Annotated in this window: 17 protein-coding genes; 7 read left to right on the plus strand and 10 right to left on the minus strand. The window is 68.9% G+C overall.

The features are described 5' to 3' along the window. Positions 1-349 precede the first annotated feature (349 nt). From LRR16_RS16685 to LRR16_RS16710, 6 genes are all read right to left on the minus strand, one after another. Positions 350-3,793, minus strand: a complete 3,444-nt coding sequence (locus tag LRR16_RS16685; RefSeq protein WP_370646840.1) for an error-prone DNA polymerase — start codon at positions 3,791-3,793, stop codon at positions 350-352. A gap of 240 nt (positions 3,794-4,033) precedes the next feature. After that, the gene (locus tag LRR16_RS16690) at positions 4,034-4,426 is read right to left on the minus strand and encodes a type II toxin-antitoxin system VapC family toxin (protein ID WP_006577143.1); all 393 of its coding nucleotides are present in this window, start codon (positions 4,424-4,426) and stop codon (positions 4,034-4,036) included. Next, positions 4,423-4,665 (minus strand): antitoxin, encoded by a 243-nt coding sequence (locus LRR16_RS16695; protein ID WP_006577142.1) that lies wholly within the window; start codon positions 4,663-4,665, stop codon positions 4,423-4,425. The genes LRR16_RS16690 and LRR16_RS16695 overlap by 4 nt, the downstream gene beginning before the upstream one ends. Before the next feature lie 106 nt (positions 4,666-4,771). After that, positions 4,772-6,400 carry a DNA polymerase Y family protein gene (locus tag LRR16_RS16700; protein ID WP_232206565.1) on the minus strand — a complete coding sequence of 543 codons (1,629 nt, stop codon included), beginning with the start codon at positions 6,398-6,400 and terminating at the stop codon, positions 4,772-4,774. Beyond that, a complete protein-coding gene (locus LRR16_RS16705; RefSeq protein ID WP_232206566.1) occupies positions 6,333-7,307 on the minus strand; it encodes a damage-inducible protein in 975 nt (324 codons plus the stop codon). The genes LRR16_RS16700 and LRR16_RS16705 overlap by 68 nt, the downstream gene beginning before the upstream one ends. A gap of 164 nt (positions 7,308-7,471) precedes the next feature. Further along, entirely contained in the window at positions 7,472-8,386 is a 915-nt protein-coding gene (locus LRR16_RS16710; RefSeq protein WP_232206567.1) for a LysR substrate-binding domain-containing protein, read from the minus strand. A gap of 142 nt (positions 8,387-8,528) precedes the next feature. Here LRR16_RS16710 and LRR16_RS16715 point away from each other — a divergent pair, with 142 nt between their 5' ends. The 3 genes from LRR16_RS16715 to serA all read left to right on the plus strand — a co-directional run bounded on the left by LRR16_RS16715 (position 8,529) and on the right by serA (position 11,932). Next, complete coding sequence (locus tag LRR16_RS16715) at positions 8,529-9,836, plus strand: MFS transporter (RefSeq protein ID WP_232206568.1); 1,308 nt, start codon at positions 8,529-8,531, stop codon at positions 9,834-9,836. 121 nt (positions 9,837-9,957) lie between these two features. Next, positions 9,958-10,638, plus strand: a complete 681-nt coding sequence (locus LRR16_RS16720; RefSeq protein ID WP_232206569.1) for a hypothetical protein — start codon at positions 9,958-9,960, stop codon at positions 10,636-10,638. A 61-nt stretch (positions 10,639-10,699) separates the two neighbouring features. Next, positions 10,700-11,932 (plus strand): phosphoglycerate dehydrogenase, encoded by a 1,233-nt coding sequence (gene serA / locus LRR16_RS16725; protein WP_006576888.1) that lies wholly within the window; start codon positions 10,700-10,702, stop codon positions 11,930-11,932. Positions 11,933-11,956: 24 nt separating this feature from the next. On the opposite strand, the gene LRR16_RS16730 is transcribed toward serA, so the two are convergent. Both LRR16_RS16730 and LRR16_RS16735 read right to left on the minus strand, forming a co-directional pair. Continuing rightward, on the minus strand, positions 11,957-12,268 hold the full coding sequence (locus LRR16_RS16730) for a hypothetical protein (RefSeq protein WP_232206570.1): 312 nt from the start codon (positions 12,266-12,268) through the stop codon (positions 11,957-11,959). Between the two features lie 154 nt (positions 12,269-12,422). After that, a complete protein-coding gene (locus LRR16_RS16735; RefSeq protein WP_232206571.1) occupies positions 12,423-13,922 on the minus strand; it encodes a BON domain-containing protein in 1,500 nt (499 codons plus the stop codon). A gap of 199 nt (positions 13,923-14,121) precedes the next feature. Between LRR16_RS16735 and LRR16_RS16740 the strand changes: the two genes are divergently transcribed. The 4 genes from LRR16_RS16740 (at position 14,122) to LRR16_RS16755 (ending at position 16,079) form a co-directional block, all read left to right on the plus strand. Further along, a complete protein-coding gene (locus LRR16_RS16740) occupies positions 14,122-14,595 on the plus strand; it encodes a CBS domain-containing protein (RefSeq protein WP_082928328.1) in 474 nt (157 codons plus the stop codon). Positions 14,596-14,726: 131 nt separating this feature from the next. Next, positions 14,727-14,915, plus strand: coding sequence for a DUF3008 family protein (locus LRR16_RS16745; protein ID WP_006576892.1), 189 nt, complete (start codon positions 14,727-14,729; stop codon positions 14,913-14,915). A gap of 53 nt (positions 14,916-14,968) precedes the next feature. After that, positions 14,969-15,589 (plus strand): DUF4142 domain-containing protein, encoded by a 621-nt coding sequence (locus LRR16_RS16750; RefSeq protein ID WP_232206572.1) that lies wholly within the window; start codon positions 14,969-14,971, stop codon positions 15,587-15,589. Between the two features lie 91 nt (positions 15,590-15,680). After that, the gene (locus LRR16_RS16755; RefSeq protein WP_064573947.1) at positions 15,681-16,079 is read left to right on the plus strand and encodes a BON domain-containing protein; all 399 of its coding nucleotides are present in this window, start codon (positions 15,681-15,683) and stop codon (positions 16,077-16,079) included. 139 nt (positions 16,080-16,218) lie between these two features. On the opposite strand, the gene LRR16_RS16760 is transcribed toward LRR16_RS16755, so the two are convergent. After that, positions 16,219-16,686, minus strand: a complete 468-nt coding sequence (locus LRR16_RS16760; RefSeq protein WP_006576894.1) for a hemerythrin domain-containing protein — start codon at positions 16,684-16,686, stop codon at positions 16,219-16,221. Positions 16,687-16,756: 70 nt separating this feature from the next. After that, positions 16,757-17,209 carry a BON domain-containing protein gene (locus tag LRR16_RS16765; protein WP_232206573.1) on the minus strand — a complete coding sequence of 151 codons (453 nt, stop codon included), beginning with the start codon at positions 17,207-17,209 and terminating at the stop codon, positions 16,757-16,759. Between the last annotated feature and the right edge of the window lie 13 nt (positions 17,210-17,222).

Below are 17,222 nucleotides of genomic sequence, written 5' to 3' on the forward strand. Positions count from 1 at the left end.
CCGCGTTCGCGGGGACGACGTGGTAGCAAGCGACATCGCATGGATTCGTCGCCCCCGCGAAGGCGGGGGCCCAGCGGCGTTTTGGAGGACCGGTGACGCAGCGTCGAGAGTCACTGGGTCCCCGCGTTCGCGGGGACGACGTGGTAGCAAGCGACATCGCATGGATTCGTCGCCCCCGCGAAGGCGGGGGCCCAGCGGCGTTTTGGAGGACCGGTGACGCAGCGTCGAGAGTCACTGGGTCCCCGCGTACGCGGGGACGACGTGGCAACAAGCGACATCGCATGGATTCGTCGCCCCCGCGAAGGCGGGGGCCCAGCGGCTTTCGCAACGAAGCCGCCCTGCAACAACGTCAATGAAAATCCCGGCTGCCCGCCACCAGCCGGCCCAGCAGCGGACTGAGGTCGACCAGTTCCTTGGCGATCAGATGCCGGACCTCGCCCTGCCGCTGCCAGGTGCCGACCACGCCGAGCAAGGCCGCGCCCAGCACCTCCTTGCGCTGGCGGTCGACCAGATCGGGCCACAGGATCACGTTGACCGAACCGGTCTCGTCCTCGATCGACGAGAAGATCGTGCCGCTGGCGGTGCCGGGCCGCTGGCGCACGGTGACGATGCCGCAGGCGCGCACCCGCCGCCCATTGGGTAGCCGGGCCAGATCGCGCGCGGTGGCATAGCCCATCGCCGCCAGGCGCCGGCGCAGCAGCGTCAGCGGATGGGCCTTCAACGACAGGCCCAGGCTGGCGTAGTCGTCCACCAGCTCCTGCCCCAGCTTCGGCGCCGGCAGCGCCAGCGCGCCCTCGGCCGGCGGCGCGCTGTGCAGCAGGTCGCGATGCGCGGCCTGCACCGCCGCGGCGCGCGCCTGCCAGCGGGCCTGGCGGCGATGGCCGGCCAGCGAGCGCAGCGCATCGGCCGCGGCCAGCACGTCGATATCGTGCCGATCGAACCCGGCGCGCAGCACCAGGTCCTCGACGCTGGCGAAGGGCCGCTCGAGCCGGGCCTGTTCGATCCGCAGCGCCGCGGCCTCGCGCATGCCCTTGACCCGGTTCAGGCCGAGCCGTACCGCGTCGTTCTCCAGCACGCTTTCCCAGCCGCTGACCGTCACGTCCGGCGGCAGCGACCTGACGCGATGGCGGCGCGCGTCCTGCACCAGCTGCGACGGCGAATAGAAGCCCATCGGCTGGCTGTTCAGCAAGGCGCAAAGAAAGGCCGCGGGATGATGGCGCTTGATCCAGGCGCTGACATAGACCAGCTTGGCGAAGCTCGCGGCGTGGCTTTCGGGGAAGCCGTATTCGCCGAAGCCCTCGATCTGCTTGCAGATCGCCTGCGCGAATGCATCCGGATAGCCGTTGCGGGTCAGCGCCTTGATCAACGCATCCTGGTGTCGCTTCAGATCGCCCTTGCGCCGCCACGCGGCCATCGAGCGGCGCAACTGGTCGGCCTGGCCCGGCGTGAAGCCCGCCGCATCGATGGCCAGCTGCATCACCTGTTCCTGGAAGATCGGCACGCCCAGCGTGCGGCCCAGCACGCGGCGGATCACCTCGTTGTGATAGGTCGGCAGCTTGCCGGTGCGGCGGACCATCTCGCGCCGCTTCAGATAGGGATGGATCATGCCGCCCTGGATGGGCCCCGGCCGCACGATCGCGACCTCGACCACCAGGTCGTAGTAGCGGCGCGGCTGCAGCCGCGGCAGCATCGACTGCTGCGCGCGCGACTCGACCTGGAACACGCCGATGGTGTCGGCCTTGCACAGCATGTCGTAGGTATCCTCGTCGTCCTGCGGAATGTCCTCCATGCGGCAAGGCAGCTGCGGATGCGCGGGATTCGGATTCGGGATCATCGCCAGCGCGCGCCGGATCGCGGTCAGCATGCCGAGCGCCAGCACATCGACCTTCAGCAGGCCCAGCGATTCGAGATCGTCCTTGTCCCACTGGATCACGCTGCGCTTCTCCATCGCCGCATTCTCGATCGGCACCAGCCGCGACAGCTTGTCGCGCGCGATCACGAAGCCGCCGACATGCTGCGACAGGTGGCGCGGAAAACCGCGCAGCTGCGCCACCAGGCTGGCCCACTGGCGCACCGCCGGCGAATCCGGGTCGAGCCCGTAGCGCGCGATGCGCTCGACGAAGGTGTGGCCGCTCTCCCACCACGCCTGGCCCTTGACCACCTGCTCGACCACGCCGGGGTCGATGCCGAGCGCGCGGCCCACGTCACGCAGCGCGCTGCGGGCGCGATAGGTGATCAGCGTCGCGGCCAGCGCGGCGCGATGGCGGCCGTACTGGTCGTAGATGTACTGGATCACCTCCTCGCGCCGCTGGTGCTCGAAGTCGACGTCGATATCGGGCGGCTCGTCGCGCTCGCGCGAGATGAAGCGGCCGAACAGCAGATTGGTCTGCTCGGGGCTGACCTCGGTGATGTACAGGCAGTAGCAGACCACCGAATTGGCGGCCGAGCCGCGGCCCTGGCACAGGATGCCCTTGCCGCGGGCAAAGCGGACGATGTCGTAGACGGTCAGGAAGAAATGCTCGTAGCCCTTTTCCTCGATCAGCGCGAACTCGTCCTCGAGCCGTTGCCGCACCGATTGCGGAATGCCGTCGGGATAGCGCAGTGCCGCGCCGGCCAGCGTCTCCTGGCGCAGGTAGGAACTCGGCGTATGGCCCTTCGGCACCAGCTCCTCGGGATATTCGTAGCGCAGCGCATCGAGCGAGAAGTCGCAGGCCTGCGCGATCTTCACCGTCTGCGCCAGCGCCTCGCGCGGATAGAGCCGCGACAGGCGCTGCCGCATCCGCAGATGGCGCTCGGCATTGGGCGCCAGCGCCATGCCGCAGGCGCCCAGCGGCTGGCCCAGCCGGATCGCCGTCAGCACATCGGCCAGCGGCTTGCGCGAACGCACATGCATCTGCACCGCGCCGGCGGCCACCAGCGGCACGCCGGTTTCCGCGGCCACCGCCTCGAGCCGCTCGCGATGCAGCGCGTCGGCATGTTCCTGCAGCAGCTCCAGCGCAATCCAAACGCGCTCGCCGAAGACCGCCCGGCACCATTGCGCCTGCGCGCGCAGCGTGTCGGGGTCGGCGCAGTAGTCCGGCAGCAGCAGCGCCAGGCAATGCGGCATGCCGAGCAGATGCGCTTCTTCGGCAGCGGGATCGCTGATGTCGTGCTGGTACAGCTGGTAGCTGCCCTTGTCGGCGCGCCGGCGTCCGAGCGTGATCAGCTCGCACAGATTGCCGAACCCTTCGCGGTCCTGCGCCAGCAGGATCAGCCGGATGCCGGAGGGGACATCGGACGGGACGTCGCGCTGCCGCAAACCCAGTTCGCCGTTGCCCTCCCCCGCATCCGCCTGCAGCGTCATGCGGCTGCCGATCAGCAGCCGGAAGGCTTCGGCCGCCTCGGCCCGGGCCAGCAGGCGCGCATGCCGGCGCAGGAACTCCGGCTGGACCGTCCCGCCTGCCGGCGAATCGGCCATGGCAGCGGCTGCCCCCGGGCCTGACGATGGCGCCGCGAGCCACATTTCGTTGTCGTCATCGTCGTATTCGTCATCGTCGTCCGCGTCGTCGGGTGAAGCGCCGGCGGCCATCCTCGCCAGCCGCGCCGCACTGCGCTCCACCGCCTCGCGGGTACGCTCGCGCAGCGTCTTCAGCGCGTGATGCGCCCGCGCCGTGCCAGCCACCGAGGCCTCGTCGGTCAGCGCCAGCCCGCGATAGCCCAGCGCCAGCGCGCGTTCGATCAGCTCCTCGGGATGGGAAGCACCGGTCAGGAAAGTGAAGTTGGAAATGCAGTGCAGCTCCGCGTAGTCGGGCAGGCTGCCAAGCAGCAGCGACGCCAGCGATGGCGGCAGCGACGACGTGGAAAACGGGGGTTGGGGTGGAGCTTGGGACACAGCACTGCGAGAAGGAATGCCTTGGATTGGCACTGTATATTTATACAGTATTTGCCTTCGAGAAGGCAAGACACATCACGCCCCATGCCAGCACGGCGGCCAATGAAAAAGCCTCCCGAAGGAGGCTACTGAAGAGGCACCGCAACCAGTCCCGACGTATTTTCAGGACTCCCAATCTTCTACCGAGATACCAGGCACACGCTGGAACTCCCTCACATTGTGCGTAATCAGCGTGAGCTTTCGGGCGACTGCTTGCCCTGCAATCAGGACATCGTACGGTCCTATGGGTGTGCCGGCCGCTGCCAACATCGCCCGCAATTCCCCCGCATGGCGTGCATCCTCACGGTCGAAATCCAGGACTTCGAACTGCAATGCCTCCACTCGGGCCAGATTTTCGGCAGTGCGCTGTCCCTTGTACGCTCCATAGAAGAGCTCATGCGCCACGATTGACGGGATGCCAAAATCCCGGGGCTGATGCTGGCGCAGGTGCGAAAGGACGCCGGTGTGGCCTTTCATGATGGCGATCACGGCGTTGCTGTCGAGCAGATATCTCACTTGAAAAAATCCAGCTCGGGGCGATCCTGTTCAGCGGGCTGCTCGTTGACCGCCTGCACAAAGTCTTCGTCGACGGGACCGACGACCTGATCGAGCCATTTCCAATCGTCGGCGATGGGTTCGAGAATGACCGCATTGCCGTGGCGGCGAATGCGAACTTCGGCGCTCTCGAAGCGAAAGTCCTTTGGCAGACGGACGGCCTGGGAGCGGCCGGACCAGAAGATCTTTGCGGTTTCCACGCTACCCTCCTGTTTGATGTATATCAAAAAGATATACCAATAGTCGGGCGATAGCAAGTCGCGGAAGTGCATTGAGGCCCCTCGGCGGAGAACATACGCGCTCTCCTCACCCAAACAACCCCTGCAAAAACCACCGGTACTCCCCCTCCTCGTCCCCCTCGCGCCCCGGCCGTTCTCGATAGACCCAGCAGCGCAGGCCGTCGCTGCGTTCGGCGATGAAGTAGTCGCGCGTGGCGAGGGCGCCGTCCCACCAGCCTGACTCGATGCGTTCGGGCCGGGACAGCAGCGTCAACGGGGTGCCGTGGCAGGGGCGATGCCGGCGCACCGGCAGGCGCAGCGGCGGTTCGAGCAGCCACAGCGGGCGGTCGGGCAAGGCAATCCCATCGGCCGCAATCATTGAAGCGCGCGTCGAAGCGCGCGGCGAAGTGCGCGGTGATGCGTTGGCGCGGCCCGCGCCGGCTTCGTCGACCGGCCGCCAGCGGTTGGCGCATTCGGGCCGATGGTCGGCCAGCGGATGCGGCTGCAGCACGTTTTCGCGGCCCAGCCGCGCCACCAGCGTATCGAGCACGCGGCCGAGTTCGGCCTGCCCGCCGCCCGGCTCGGGAAACAGCGTGTCGCTCTGCGGCAGGCATTCGGCCACGGTCTCGACCTTCAGCATCAGGCCGACCACCGGCGCATCGAACTGCAGCCGGTCGAGCTTTTCCTGCAGCAGCCGCGACAGATGCCCGGGATCGCGGCTGGGCTGGGCCAGGCTGACCGTCACCGGCGTGGCGGCGATGGCGGCGTCGCGCCGCTGGCGTTCGTGTTCGAGCCGCAGCACGAAGCGCGTGACGCCGGCCTGATGCACGGTGAGCCAGCCGGCCACCGCCTGCAGCAGACGCTGCGCGCCGGCCAGCACGCCGGCGGCCGATTCGGTCCGCCCCGGCAGTTCCATCCGTTCGGCGAAGGCCGGCGGCGCGGCGAACCAGCCCAGGCGCGCCGGCGTCTCGCCATAGGCCTGGTCCAGCCGCGCCAGCAGGTCCGTGCCGAGCCGGCGCTGCAGTCCCGCGCGCGGCAGCCAGCGGACCTCACCGACGGTGCGGCAACCGATGCCGTCGAGCCAGCGCGGATCGGCCAGGCTTGCCAGCATCTCGACCGGCAGCCGGTCCAGCAGCCGCGCCATCCGCTCGGCCCGCACCGCCCGCCGCGCGGGCCGCAGCACCTGGCCGCGGCGCCCCAGCCGCAGCGGCATCGCGGCCAGCCAGGCGGCGCCATGGGCGGTGGTACCGCAGCCGATCTGGGCGAAGGTGCCGAGGCTGCGCACGCAGGCGCGCACCGCGCGGCACAGCGCGCGATGGCCGCCGAACAGGCGCAGGCTGGCGGTCACGTCGAGCGCGACGGTGGCGGGGCCGAGTTCCTCGTCCAGCGTGACCTGCGGCGTGAAGCGCAGCAGCGCCAGCGCGGCCGCGGTCAGCAGTTGCGCTTCGGCGGCCGGGTCGCGCTCCAGATGGACGATCTCCGCCGACAGCGCCTGCACGCCGCCGCGCCGCATGCCGGCGGACACGCCCAGCGCCATCGCCGGCCGGTTGGCCAGCACCACCCGCTCCTGCTCCAGCACGACCGTCGGCACCGCATGGCTCAGCGTGCCGGTGTGGCTGCCGCGGTGGCTGCCGGTGCTGCCCGCGGCCTCAGGCCAGCTGGGGTGCAGCGCGTCCAGCGGCAGGCGCGGCAGATGCACCGCGATCCAGAACGGCATGATCGGACTCGTGGAGGGATTCGTTGGCGCTGGCGGCCGCCGGGGTCATCGATTCGGACATCGATTCGGACATCGACTCCGGCATCGATTCGGGCACCGGCTCGGCCACCGCCGAGCGCCCGGCCGGCACCGCCGGCATCGCGCCGAGCGGCAGGATCAGCGGGGTATCGCGCACCGGTCCGCGCCGCTTGTGGAACACGATCGACAGCGCATTGCCGGGCAGCGGCGACAGCAGCAGCCGCAGCACCGCCGGCGACGATTCGCGCAGGGCCGCGGCCGGACGGCAGACCCAGACCACCGCGTCGCTGGCCTGGGCCAGCACCTGCAGCCGCCGCACCGCCTCGGGACGGGCCGAGGGCAGCCACACCAGCACGCCGCCGAAGGCCTGGCTGCGCAACACCTGCTCGGCGGCCCACAGCAGATCGGCCTGGCGGGCGGCCTGAGTGGCCTGGGCGGTCTGGCGAGCCGGACGCCTGCCCTTGGCGGCGGCCTGGCGGGCCGCGCCCTCCTCTTCGTTGGCCCGGACCCAATACACCTGCCGGGCCGGCAAACCCCAGGCCGCCAGCGCCGGCGCATTGACGGCATGCGGCGCGCCGATCCATACCAGCCGGCGCCCGGCCTCGGTCAGCGATTGCAAGGCCGGCCGCAACAGGCGCACTTCGCCGACGCCGTGGTCCGGCACCAGCAGCTCGGTCACCGCGCCGACCGGCCAGCCGCCGCCAGGCAACTGTGCCGACAGCGCGTCGTAGCCGGTCGGCCATACCGGCAGCGAGGCGGCGCGGCCGAGCTGGCCGGCCCGCCACAGGTCGGGATGGCGCCGCTCCAGTTCGGCCAGCGCGCGCTGGCGATCCAGCGGGGCTTGCGGCAGGGAAGGCGGTGACGTGACGGCAGGCGATGACGCAATCATGGTGGTCTCTAGGTCTCTCCGTGCACCATCTGTGCATTGGTGTGCGCGCTCTTGTGCGCTGTTATGCGCTTCACAGCGCCGGAAAGACTCGGCTTTCGGATACTGTATATTTATACAGTATTTTGACCGAACTCAACAGAGACCCACCGCCGAACTCGGGAAAGTCAACTTCCGATCCGATGCCCCGCCGCCTCCTGGCGGATCCATGCCACCACCTTCAACACATCGGCACGCGGACGCTCGTCCGCCTGGATCAGCCAGTAGCCGAAGCTGTCGCCCGAAGCCGGCGGCGGCGCGGCGACCACGCCGAGCTGCCTGTCGTCGAGCAGGTCACGGATCAGTTCCAGCCGCCCCAGCGCGACGCCCTGTCCCGCCAGCGCGGCATGGATGACCTGGTCGTACTGGTTGAACTGCGTCATCGCGCGCGGCTTCGCTCCCTGCCAGCCGCGCTCCTCGAGCCAATGGCGCCAGCGCAGCCGCGGATTGGTGTCGTCGTCGAGCTCGAGCAGATTCAGGCCCTGCAGCGCCCGCACGCTGTCGATCGCCGCGACGCCCAGCGCGGGATGCGCGACCGGCACGATGGTCTCGCCGAACAGCGCGATCGCGCCCGGCGGCGCATGGTCGGCGGCGCAGTAGCGGATCGCCAGATCGATCTGCTCGGCGCGCAGGTCCGCCACCCGGTTGCTGGCCGACAGCCGCAGCTCCAGCCCCGGATGCGCCTGCTGCAAACGCCCCAGCCGCCGCAGCAGCCACAGCCCGGTGACGCCGACGCTCGCGGTCAGCGTGACCGGCCGCTGCGCGACCTGCACGCGCAACTCGCCGACCACGTCCTGGATCTGCTGGACCGCGGCGTTGGCGCTGCGGAACAGCCGCTCGCCGGCACCGGTCAGCGCGATCGCGCGATGCCGGCGCACCAGCAGTTGCACCCCGAGCTGCGCCTCCAGCGCGCTGATCTGCCGGCTGACCGCCGACTGGGTCAGGCACAGGTCCTCGGCGGCGAGCGTGATGCTCATGCGCCGGCCGACGGCGACAAATCCCTTGAGCAGATCGAGCGACGGCAAGCCGACGAGGTGTTGCATGGCGGTCCTTTCTATCTTTCGCATTCCACTATCGCATGCGAGCGGACAAAGAAATCAATTGAGCTGCACGCATGCAGCCGGCTTAATGGAATCCGGTGGATGTCACCGCATGCTAACCGCTCATTCGAAGGCCGTCACGACCATGCCCCATTCCCGCTCTCCCCTCGGCGCCGCCTCCCCCGCTCCCCGGCTGTCCGCCACCGATCCGCTGGTGCTGGTCGTGGCCGGCGGCCTGATCCTCGGCCTCGCGCTCGGCATGCGCCATGTGCAGGGCCTGTTCCTGCTGCCGATCACGATGGAGCGCGGCTGGACGCGCGAGGCGTTCGGCTTCGCGATGGCGGTGCAGAACCTGGTCTGGGGGCTGGCGCAACCGTTTGCCGGCATGATCGCCGACCGCTTCGGCTCGGCCCGGGTGATGCTGGCCGGCCTGCTGCTGTATGCGCTGGGGCTTTACACGATGACGCAGGCGACCACCAACGCCGCCTTCGTCTGGAGCGCCGGCATCTGCCTCGGCCTGGCGCTGTCGGGCACGACCTTCGGCGTGGTGTTCGCCGCGCTGAGCCGGCTGGTCAGCGCCGAGCGACGCGGCTGGGCGCTGGGCGTGGCCGGTTCGTTCGGCGGACTCGGCCAGTTCCTGCTGGTGCCGGCGGTGCAGGCGGGCGTCGAGCAGATCGGCTGGAGCGCCGCGCTGTGGTCGATGGCCGTCTGCGCGCTGCTGGCGCTGCCGCTGGTATGGCCGCTGCGCGAACGCGGTGCCCGGGCAGCCGAGGCATCGACGACAGCATCGGCGGCGGCATCGGCAGCGCCGCAGGCGAACACGGACGGCAACCGGCAATCGATGCGCGCCGCGATCCGCCAGGCCTGCGGGCATCGCGGCTTCTGGCTGCTGAACATCGGCTTTCTGGCCTGCGGCTTCCAGCTCGCCTTCATCGCCTCGCACCTGCCCGCCTATCTGCTCGACCGCGGGCTGTCCGCGCGCGACGCGGTGATCGCGCTGGCGATCATCGCGCTGGCCAATATCGCCGGCACCTATCTGTGCGGACTGCTCGGCAACCATGTGCGGCGGCATCGGGCGCTGGCCGGCATCTATCTGCTGCGCACCGCGGCGATCGCGCTGTTCCTGCTGGTGCCGCTCTCCAGCGTCAGCGTCTTCGTGTTCGCCGCGGTAATGGGCTTCGTCTGGCTGGGCACGGTGCCGCTGACCAGCGGGCTGGTCTCGCAGGTGTTCGGCACCCGCTATGTGGCGACGCTGTTCGGCTTCGTCTTTCTTGGCCATCAGCTCGGCTCCTTCCTCGGCGTCTGGCTCGGCGGCTATCTGTTCGACCGGACCGGTTCCTACGATCTGGTGTGGATGGGCGCGATCGTGGTCGGGCTCGGCGCGGTCGTGCTGCACTGGCCAATCGACGACCGGCCGGTCGGTCACCGGGAAGCGGCGATGGCGGCGGCGTGAACGCTGCGGCGCGGCCGTCATATCGAAGGGAAACGTTGTCCTCGATTTCCCTTAGTTGCCCTCGAACTGCCATCGTTTTCGTGTACGTTACGCCGTTCAAAAACATGACAGGGAGACATGGATGACGCTGCACCGCAGTGATGCAGGAGAGCCGACGATCGTGGCCCTGGTCGAGGCGATGAAAGCCTGGCAGCGCGCGCTCGATACGACGCTGTCTTCCTCCGGCCTGACCTACGTCAAATGGATCCTGCTGCGTGCCATCGCGCGCGGCGACTATGTGCGGCACCGCCCTTACCTCGGCGCAATCCTGATCGACGTCGAGATGGCCGAGCATCTGCTGGCCGAACTGCATCGCGATCGCTGGATCGGTTTCGTCGACGGCGCCGGCATGGCGTGCGGCCCCGCGCTGCCTGAAGGACAGCCGGTCGTTCCCGAGGCCGAGCGTGCGCGCGTGCAGCGCATCGCGCAGTCGCTCAAGGCCCTGCATTCGGTGTCGGTCAGCCCGTTCAGCAGCGACGAACGCACGATGCTGTCGACGCTGCTGCAGCGGATGCAGGTCAACCTGAACGAATTCAGCGACCGTCGCGATGCGCAGCACGCGGAAGCGGCGAACGACGAGACCCCGCTGATCCGTGCCCACGCAATGCTCGGCGCTTCGGCCAGGACATCGACGTCCCCGCACTCCAGCTCGCACTCCGGCGCCCACTCCACGTCCCACGCCAAGAACGCCGAACGCGGCCCGCTGCCGGTCCGTCCGGCGCGCCGCAAATCGTCGCCTACCTCACTTCCCTGCCGAAGTTGAGGCAAGATAGAGCGCTGCACCGACACCGTCGGGCCCACCACGATCGCCACAAGAGGCCGCGATGACCAAGGTAATGCTGCTCGAGAACATTCACGAAAGCGCCAGCGAACGGCTGGCCGAGGCCGGACTGCAGGTCGACCGCCGCGCCGGTGCGCTGGCCGGCGGCGAACTGCACGAAGTGCTGGCCGCCAATGAGCTGATCGGCATCCGATCGGCGACCCATCTGCATGCCGACGACATTCGCCACGCCGCGAATCTGCTGTCGATCGGCTGCTTCTGCATCGGCACCTCGCAGGTCGACCTCGCCGCCGCGACCGCGGCCGGCATTCCGGTATTCAACGCGCCGTTCTCGAATACGCGTTCGGTGGCCGAGCTGGTCGTCAGCGAAGCGGTGATGCTGCTGCGCCGGATCCCCGAGAAAAACACGCTGGCGCATGCCGGCAAATGGGCCAAGGGCGCGGCCGGCGCGTTCGAGGCGCGCGGCAAGACGCTCGCCATCGTCGGCTACGGCAATATCGGCTCGCAGGTCGGCGTGCTGGCCGAGGCGATGGGCATGCGGGTGGTCTACTACGACGTGCAGCCGCGGCTGTCGCTGGGCTCGGCCAAGGCGGCCGGCTCGCTGGCCGACGCGGTCGCGCATGCCGACGTGGTGACGCTGCACGTTCCGGCGACGCCGCGCACACGCAATATGATCGACGCGACCGTGCTGGCCGCCTTCAAGCGCGGCGCGATGCTGATCAACGCCTCGCGCGGCAGCGTGGTCGATATTCCCGCACTGGCCGAAGCCTTGCGCCAGGGACGGCTCGGCGGCGCCGCCATCGACGTCTTCCCCAGCGAACCGAAGAACAACAAGGACGCCTTCGTCAGCGAACTGCAGAACCTGCCCAACGTGCTGCTGACCCCGCATATCGGCGGCAGTACCGAGGAGGCGCAGCAGAACATTGGCGTCGAGGTCGCGGCCAAGCTGGTCAATTACCTGACCACCGGCGCCACCATCGGCGCGGTCAATTTCCCCGAGGTCGATCCCGGTCCGGTCGATTGTCCGGCGCGGCTATTGAACGTCCACGGCAATGCGCCGGGCGCGCTGGCGGCATTGAACACGCTGCTCGCGCGCGAGGGCATCAATATCGCGGGACAGCATCTGGAGACGCGCGGCACCACCGGCTATGTCGTCACCGATCTGGACAAGGCGCCATCGGCCGAGCTGGAGCAGGCGCTGGCCGCGCTGCCCGGCGTGCTGCGGCTGCGCGTGCTCAGGCGCGAGGAGGCCGGCGTGGCCGGCGCGGCCTCGTAACCGGTTGATGGTGGATTTCGCAGGTCAGGCGGCTGGCGGCTGGCGCCGGCTGCCCCACAGCAGGATCGCGCTGATGACCCAGCCGCAGAAGAACAGCGCGTCGCCGAGCTGATTGAGCACCAGCGGCATCGCGTCGCCGCGGAACATCTGGGCCAGCATGGGTTCCGGCAGGCGCGACGCGATCCACAGAAATACGGCCGGCGCGCTGCAGTAGACGCCCAGCTGCCACCATGGCGCGCGCGTGTTTCCGGTGTCAGCCTGGCCCGATGCCGGTGCGCCGGCATCGCGCGGTGCCGCCGTGCGGTTGGCGGCGATCAAACCCTCATTGGCGGTCATGGCGCCCTCCCTGTTGTGGGCGCAATATTGCCCAAGGAGGCGGCGCGGCGCCATCGGCGGCTGTCTGACACGCGTGCGGTGGCGCACGCAACGTCAGGTTGCCGGCGGGCGGCGGGCGGGCCGCCGGACAAAACCGCCCGCCTCGCCGACGCGATCAGTCCGGCGTCCAGCCCTTCAGATCGTCCATCTTCGCCGGCGATTCCCCGCTGTCGCGGCGGACGCGAATATCGTTCTCCACGTCGGTCACGCCGAATACGTTGTCGACCAGGTCCTCGATGTCGTACTTCTCGTTGCGGTCGCGCACGGTGCCGCCGAGCTTGACGATGCCGCCGTCGACGTCGACCGTCACCTCGCTGACATCCAGCCCTTCGGCATAGGCCAGCCGTTCGCAGACGGCCTCGCGGACCCGCTCGTCGCTGCGGCGATAGCCCTTCGGGCCGACCCGGCGCTGCGGCCGGTCGTCGGTGCCGAAGAATTCGCTGACCGCCTCGCCGATGCGCCGGCCGATGTTGTACAGCGGACCATGTTCGTCGCGATCGTCGTCGCGTTCGCGGCGCTCGTCGCGGCCATAGTCACCGCGGTATCCGCCGCGATATTCGCCGCCGTAGCCGCCGCCATAGCTCAGCTCGCCGGCCGACAGCCGGCCGGCGTCGCGGCCCGACCATTCCTCGCGATAGTCACCGCCGTAGCGGTGTTCCGGCACCGCGTAGTTGCGGCCGGGCCAGTCGTCGTCGAAGCGATCCCAGCCGTAGTTCGACGTGCCGGCGTTGCTGTAGCCACCGCTGCGTTCGGCTTCGCGCAGCCAGTCCTGGTCTCGGTTGCGCATGCCCTGCCGCTGGCCGCCGCGCCACGTGGTCGTTCCGCTCGTTCCACCGTAGCGCTCGTCCTCGTCGCTCCATTCGTCGCCGCGCGTGCCGGTCGCGTACGAGGGGCCGGTGCCGGTCTCCAGCGCCGCGGCGCCGGAATAGCCGGACTGCCACGGGTCGGTGCGGTACTCGTTGCGGCGGGTCGAAGATTCGCCGCGGCCATATCCGCTGCTGCTGCCGGATTCACCGCCGTATTGGCCACCGTATTGACCACCATATTCGCTGCCGGATTGCCCGCCGTATTGACGCCCATATTGGCTGCCGTATTCGCCGCCATATTCACCGCCATATCGGCCGCCATATCGGCCGCCGTACTCCGACCCATATTCGGAGCCATAGCCGGACTGGCTGCCACCGTATCCGCCGCGGCCATATCCGCGCCCATACTGGCCGCCACCGCCGCCTTGCCCGCCACCTTGCGCGCGGCCGTATTGACCGCGGCCTGACTGACCGCTGGTGTATTGCTCGCCGCTGTAGCGCCCCTCGCCATAGCCGCCGCTGCCGCCGCCGCGGTATGGCTGGCTCTGCCGGCCGGCTTCGCGGCCATAGCCGGTACCGTAGGTATCGTCGTCATCGAACGCGCCACGCGGCGGGCCGCCCTCGCTGAGCTGGTAGGGCGTCATCTGCGCCCGGCGCCAGCGCGACTCCCACTCGTTGCCTTCCGATTCCGCCTGCCAGTCGTCCTGGGCCCAGCGTTCGGAGCGGTTGTCGCTCCAGCCATCGTCACGTTGGTCGTAGCCAGGCCAGGATTGGTCCGGCCGATTGCGTCGCATGGATTCGTTTCGCATATCGATCTCCTGCACGTGGTCCGGCGCGATGCGCGCCCGTATCCATGCAGCCGCGCAAGAACCGTACCGTCGCGGCGAACGGTCGCGCGCGGCGTGTCACGGCGGCGTCATCCAGGCAGGCGCTCTGGAACGCATCTTGCGAAACCGTCGATGCGTGCGAAGCGCACGCAGTGCCAACCATCCGCAAGGAGAAACGACGATGGCAACCCAGATGCAAGGAGGCGGCGCCCAGCGGTCAGGCGGCGTGCTACGCGATGTGATGACCGCACAGCCGGCCTTTCTGACGCAGGACGACACCATCAAGCGCGCGGCCGAACTGATGGCGCAGCTCGATGTCGGCGCGCTTCCCGTTTGCGACGGGCGCCGGCTGACCGGCATGGTCACCGACCGCGACATCACCGTGCGCTGCACCGCCGCCGGGGCCGACCCGGCCAACACCAAGGTCACCCAGGCGATGAGCGAGGACGTGCAGTGGTGCAGCGATGACGAGTCGATCGATACCGCCCGCGAGAAGATGGCGGCGCATCAGATCCGCCGTCTGGCGGTGATCGACAAGGACCATCATCTGGTCGGCATGGTGTCGCTGGGCGACCTGGCGGTGAAGACCGGCGATACCGGCGGCGCGGGCGAGGCGCTGGAAGGCGTTTCGCAGCCGGCCAAGCCGTCCCGCTGACGTCCCGCTGACGTCGAATGCCGCTTGCCTGCGGGCCGCGGCAACGACCGGGGCAACGACCGGGATTTACAAGGCTTGCAAGATTGCAACCCTCCCCCACCACCCGACCCTGACTGTCAATGGAGGACCCGATGCCAGCCAAATCGAAATCGCAGCAAATGGCCGCCGGCGCGGCGCTGTCGGCCAAGCGCGGCGACAGGAAGGTCGGCGAGCTCAAGGGCGCGTCGAAGTCGATGTACAAGTCGATGAGCGAGAAGGAACTGCACGACATGGCATCGACGCCCCAGAAGGGCAAGCCGGACCACAAGTCCGAGAGCTGACGCGCGTCACCGGCGTTGGCGCGCCGGCGGCGTTGCGTCGATGGAGATCCGCGATGACGACGATCGCATCCACCCCTGGCATGGCGGCCCAGTTACTGCTGGCCGCCGTGGCCGTGGCCACCGCGCTTGCTGCCGGACCGGTGTCGGCGCAGCCGTCCGCCACCTCGCCGCTGGCGACGCCGCCCACCGGCGCTTCCAAGCCGCCCGCGACGTCGCTGTCGACCGACGACCTGCGCTTTATCGACGAAGCGATCCTGACCGCCGCGATGGGCGTCGAGACCGCGAGCATGGCGCTCGAGGTCTCCGCCGATCCGACGCTGCTGGCCTACGCCCGCAGCGCCGCGCGCGACTACCGCGCGCTCGCGGCGGAACTGGCGCGCATCGCGCAAAGCAAGGGCGTTCAGCCCGAACAGCGGCTGCCCGAGGCGCCCGAGGTCACCAAGCTGCGTTCGCTGAAGGGCGCCGAGTTCGACAAGATGTTCGTGCAGATCGTCGCGGTCGACGCTAATCGGCAGGCGCTGGCGCTGTTCCAGCGGCAGGCCGAGATCGGCAAGGATCCGGCGTTGCGGGCCTTCGCCAAGCGGTCGTTGCCGATGCTGGAAGAACGGCTGTCGCAGGGCAAGTCGATGTCGACGCGGACCATGACGTGGCGCAGCGGCATCGCCCAGCGCTGATGGCGCGGCCCCGCTGTCTCATTGGCCGGGCGCGTGAGAACCACCACGGCGCGCGCCCTTCTTTCCTTTCCTGATTCCGACGAGCATGCCCATGTCAAACGCCAATCCTTCGCAGCCCTCTCCGCCGGCCGGCACCGATACCGCCGCACAGGACGATGACCTGCTGCGGCAGGCACGCGAGCATATCGCCGAGGAATTCGGCGGCGCCATGCCGCAGGGTATCGAGGTCGGAATCGAGGACAAGCGCATCCGGCTGCGCGGACGCGTGGCCGACCTGCCGACCGCCGAGCGCATCGCCAAGGCGGCGGCGATCGGGCCTGGCATCCTGGGCGTCTACAACGAGCTGGAGGCGGCCGATCCAGGCGAACCGGCCAGCCCGATCGCCGGGGCCGAAGCCGCCGATGCGATCGACGCGCCGGAGCCCGGGGAGCGCGGAGAGCGCGGCGCACCGTTGCCGCCGGTGCCCGGGCCGATTCACCACAAGGTGTGAGAGGGGCGGCAAGCTCGCCGCCGAGTGGGATGGGAATGTCGTTTCCGCGCAGCCGGGAACCCAGCGGCTTATCCAAGCCGCAAACCCGGAGCCGCAAAGCTGCTGGGCCCCCGCCTGCGCGGGGGCGACGGTGGCCAACCTAGGCCATGGCCCCCATCAGCTCTTCCTTGCGGGCGGCCATCTGCTCGGCCATCTCGCCCAATTCCACGTTCTTGCTGATGACCATCTTGAAGAGTTCGTTCTCCTCTTCCTGCACGTGGTGGTTGACGTACTCCGACAGCACCTTGTAGTTGGCCTCCAGCATCTCGCCGCCCAGATCGCCTTCGATGGCCGCGATCAGGTCCTTGGCGACCTGGTGTTCGACCTTCGCTTCATCGAGCATGTCGTCGAGCTTCTCGTGGACCCCGCGCAAGCCGGGATAGAAGATCTCCTCCTCGATCTGCGCGTGCACGGTCAACTCGTGGCAGGTCTGCTGCGCGATCTGTTCCTTCTCGGAACGCTCCTTCGCGCTCTCGAACGACTTGAACAGCTTCTTGACGTTGCGGTGGTCGTCGAGCAGGAGGCTCAGCGCGGCGCGTTGGGCGCTCGGAATCTTGGACTTGTCCATTCGAAACTCCTTTTATCGTGGTGGGGATTTACTGTGCAGGCACTGCGTGGGTTGGCCCTCGTTCGATGGCTCACCCTTGAGACTCGGTGCGGTCCGGCGCGACCCGGATCCGGTTCTCGATATCGGAGACGCCCTGGCAGCCGTCGACGCACGCTTCGATCTGCCGGCGTGCCGTGCGGCTGCCGACCTGGCCTTCGAGCGTCACGTGGCCGCCTTCGACGCGAACGGATACCTCGCTGACGTCGAGCCCCGCGCGCCACAGGCGCTCGCAGACCCGATCCAGAATGCGATCGTCGGAATAGCTGACGCGGTTGCGCGCCGGGCCGGTCTCCGATCCGCGCGCCGCATCGCCCTGCCGCTGGTAGCTGGGGTTCTCGTTCTTGAAGCCGCCGTAACTGCTTTGACCGGGATCGGCACTGCGGCTGCGCACCTCATCGCCAGACCGGTCGGTGCGGGTCCCCGGCGCGGCAAACGGTGCCCCGGTGACACTGCGTTCTCGCGGATTGCTGGTGGATTGCTGCATGCCTCGACTCCTT

The organism is Cupriavidus sp. UGS-1 (genome assembly GCF_021213615.1).
Lineage (GTDB): Bacteria > Pseudomonadota > Gammaproteobacteria > Burkholderiales > Burkholderiaceae > Cupriavidus.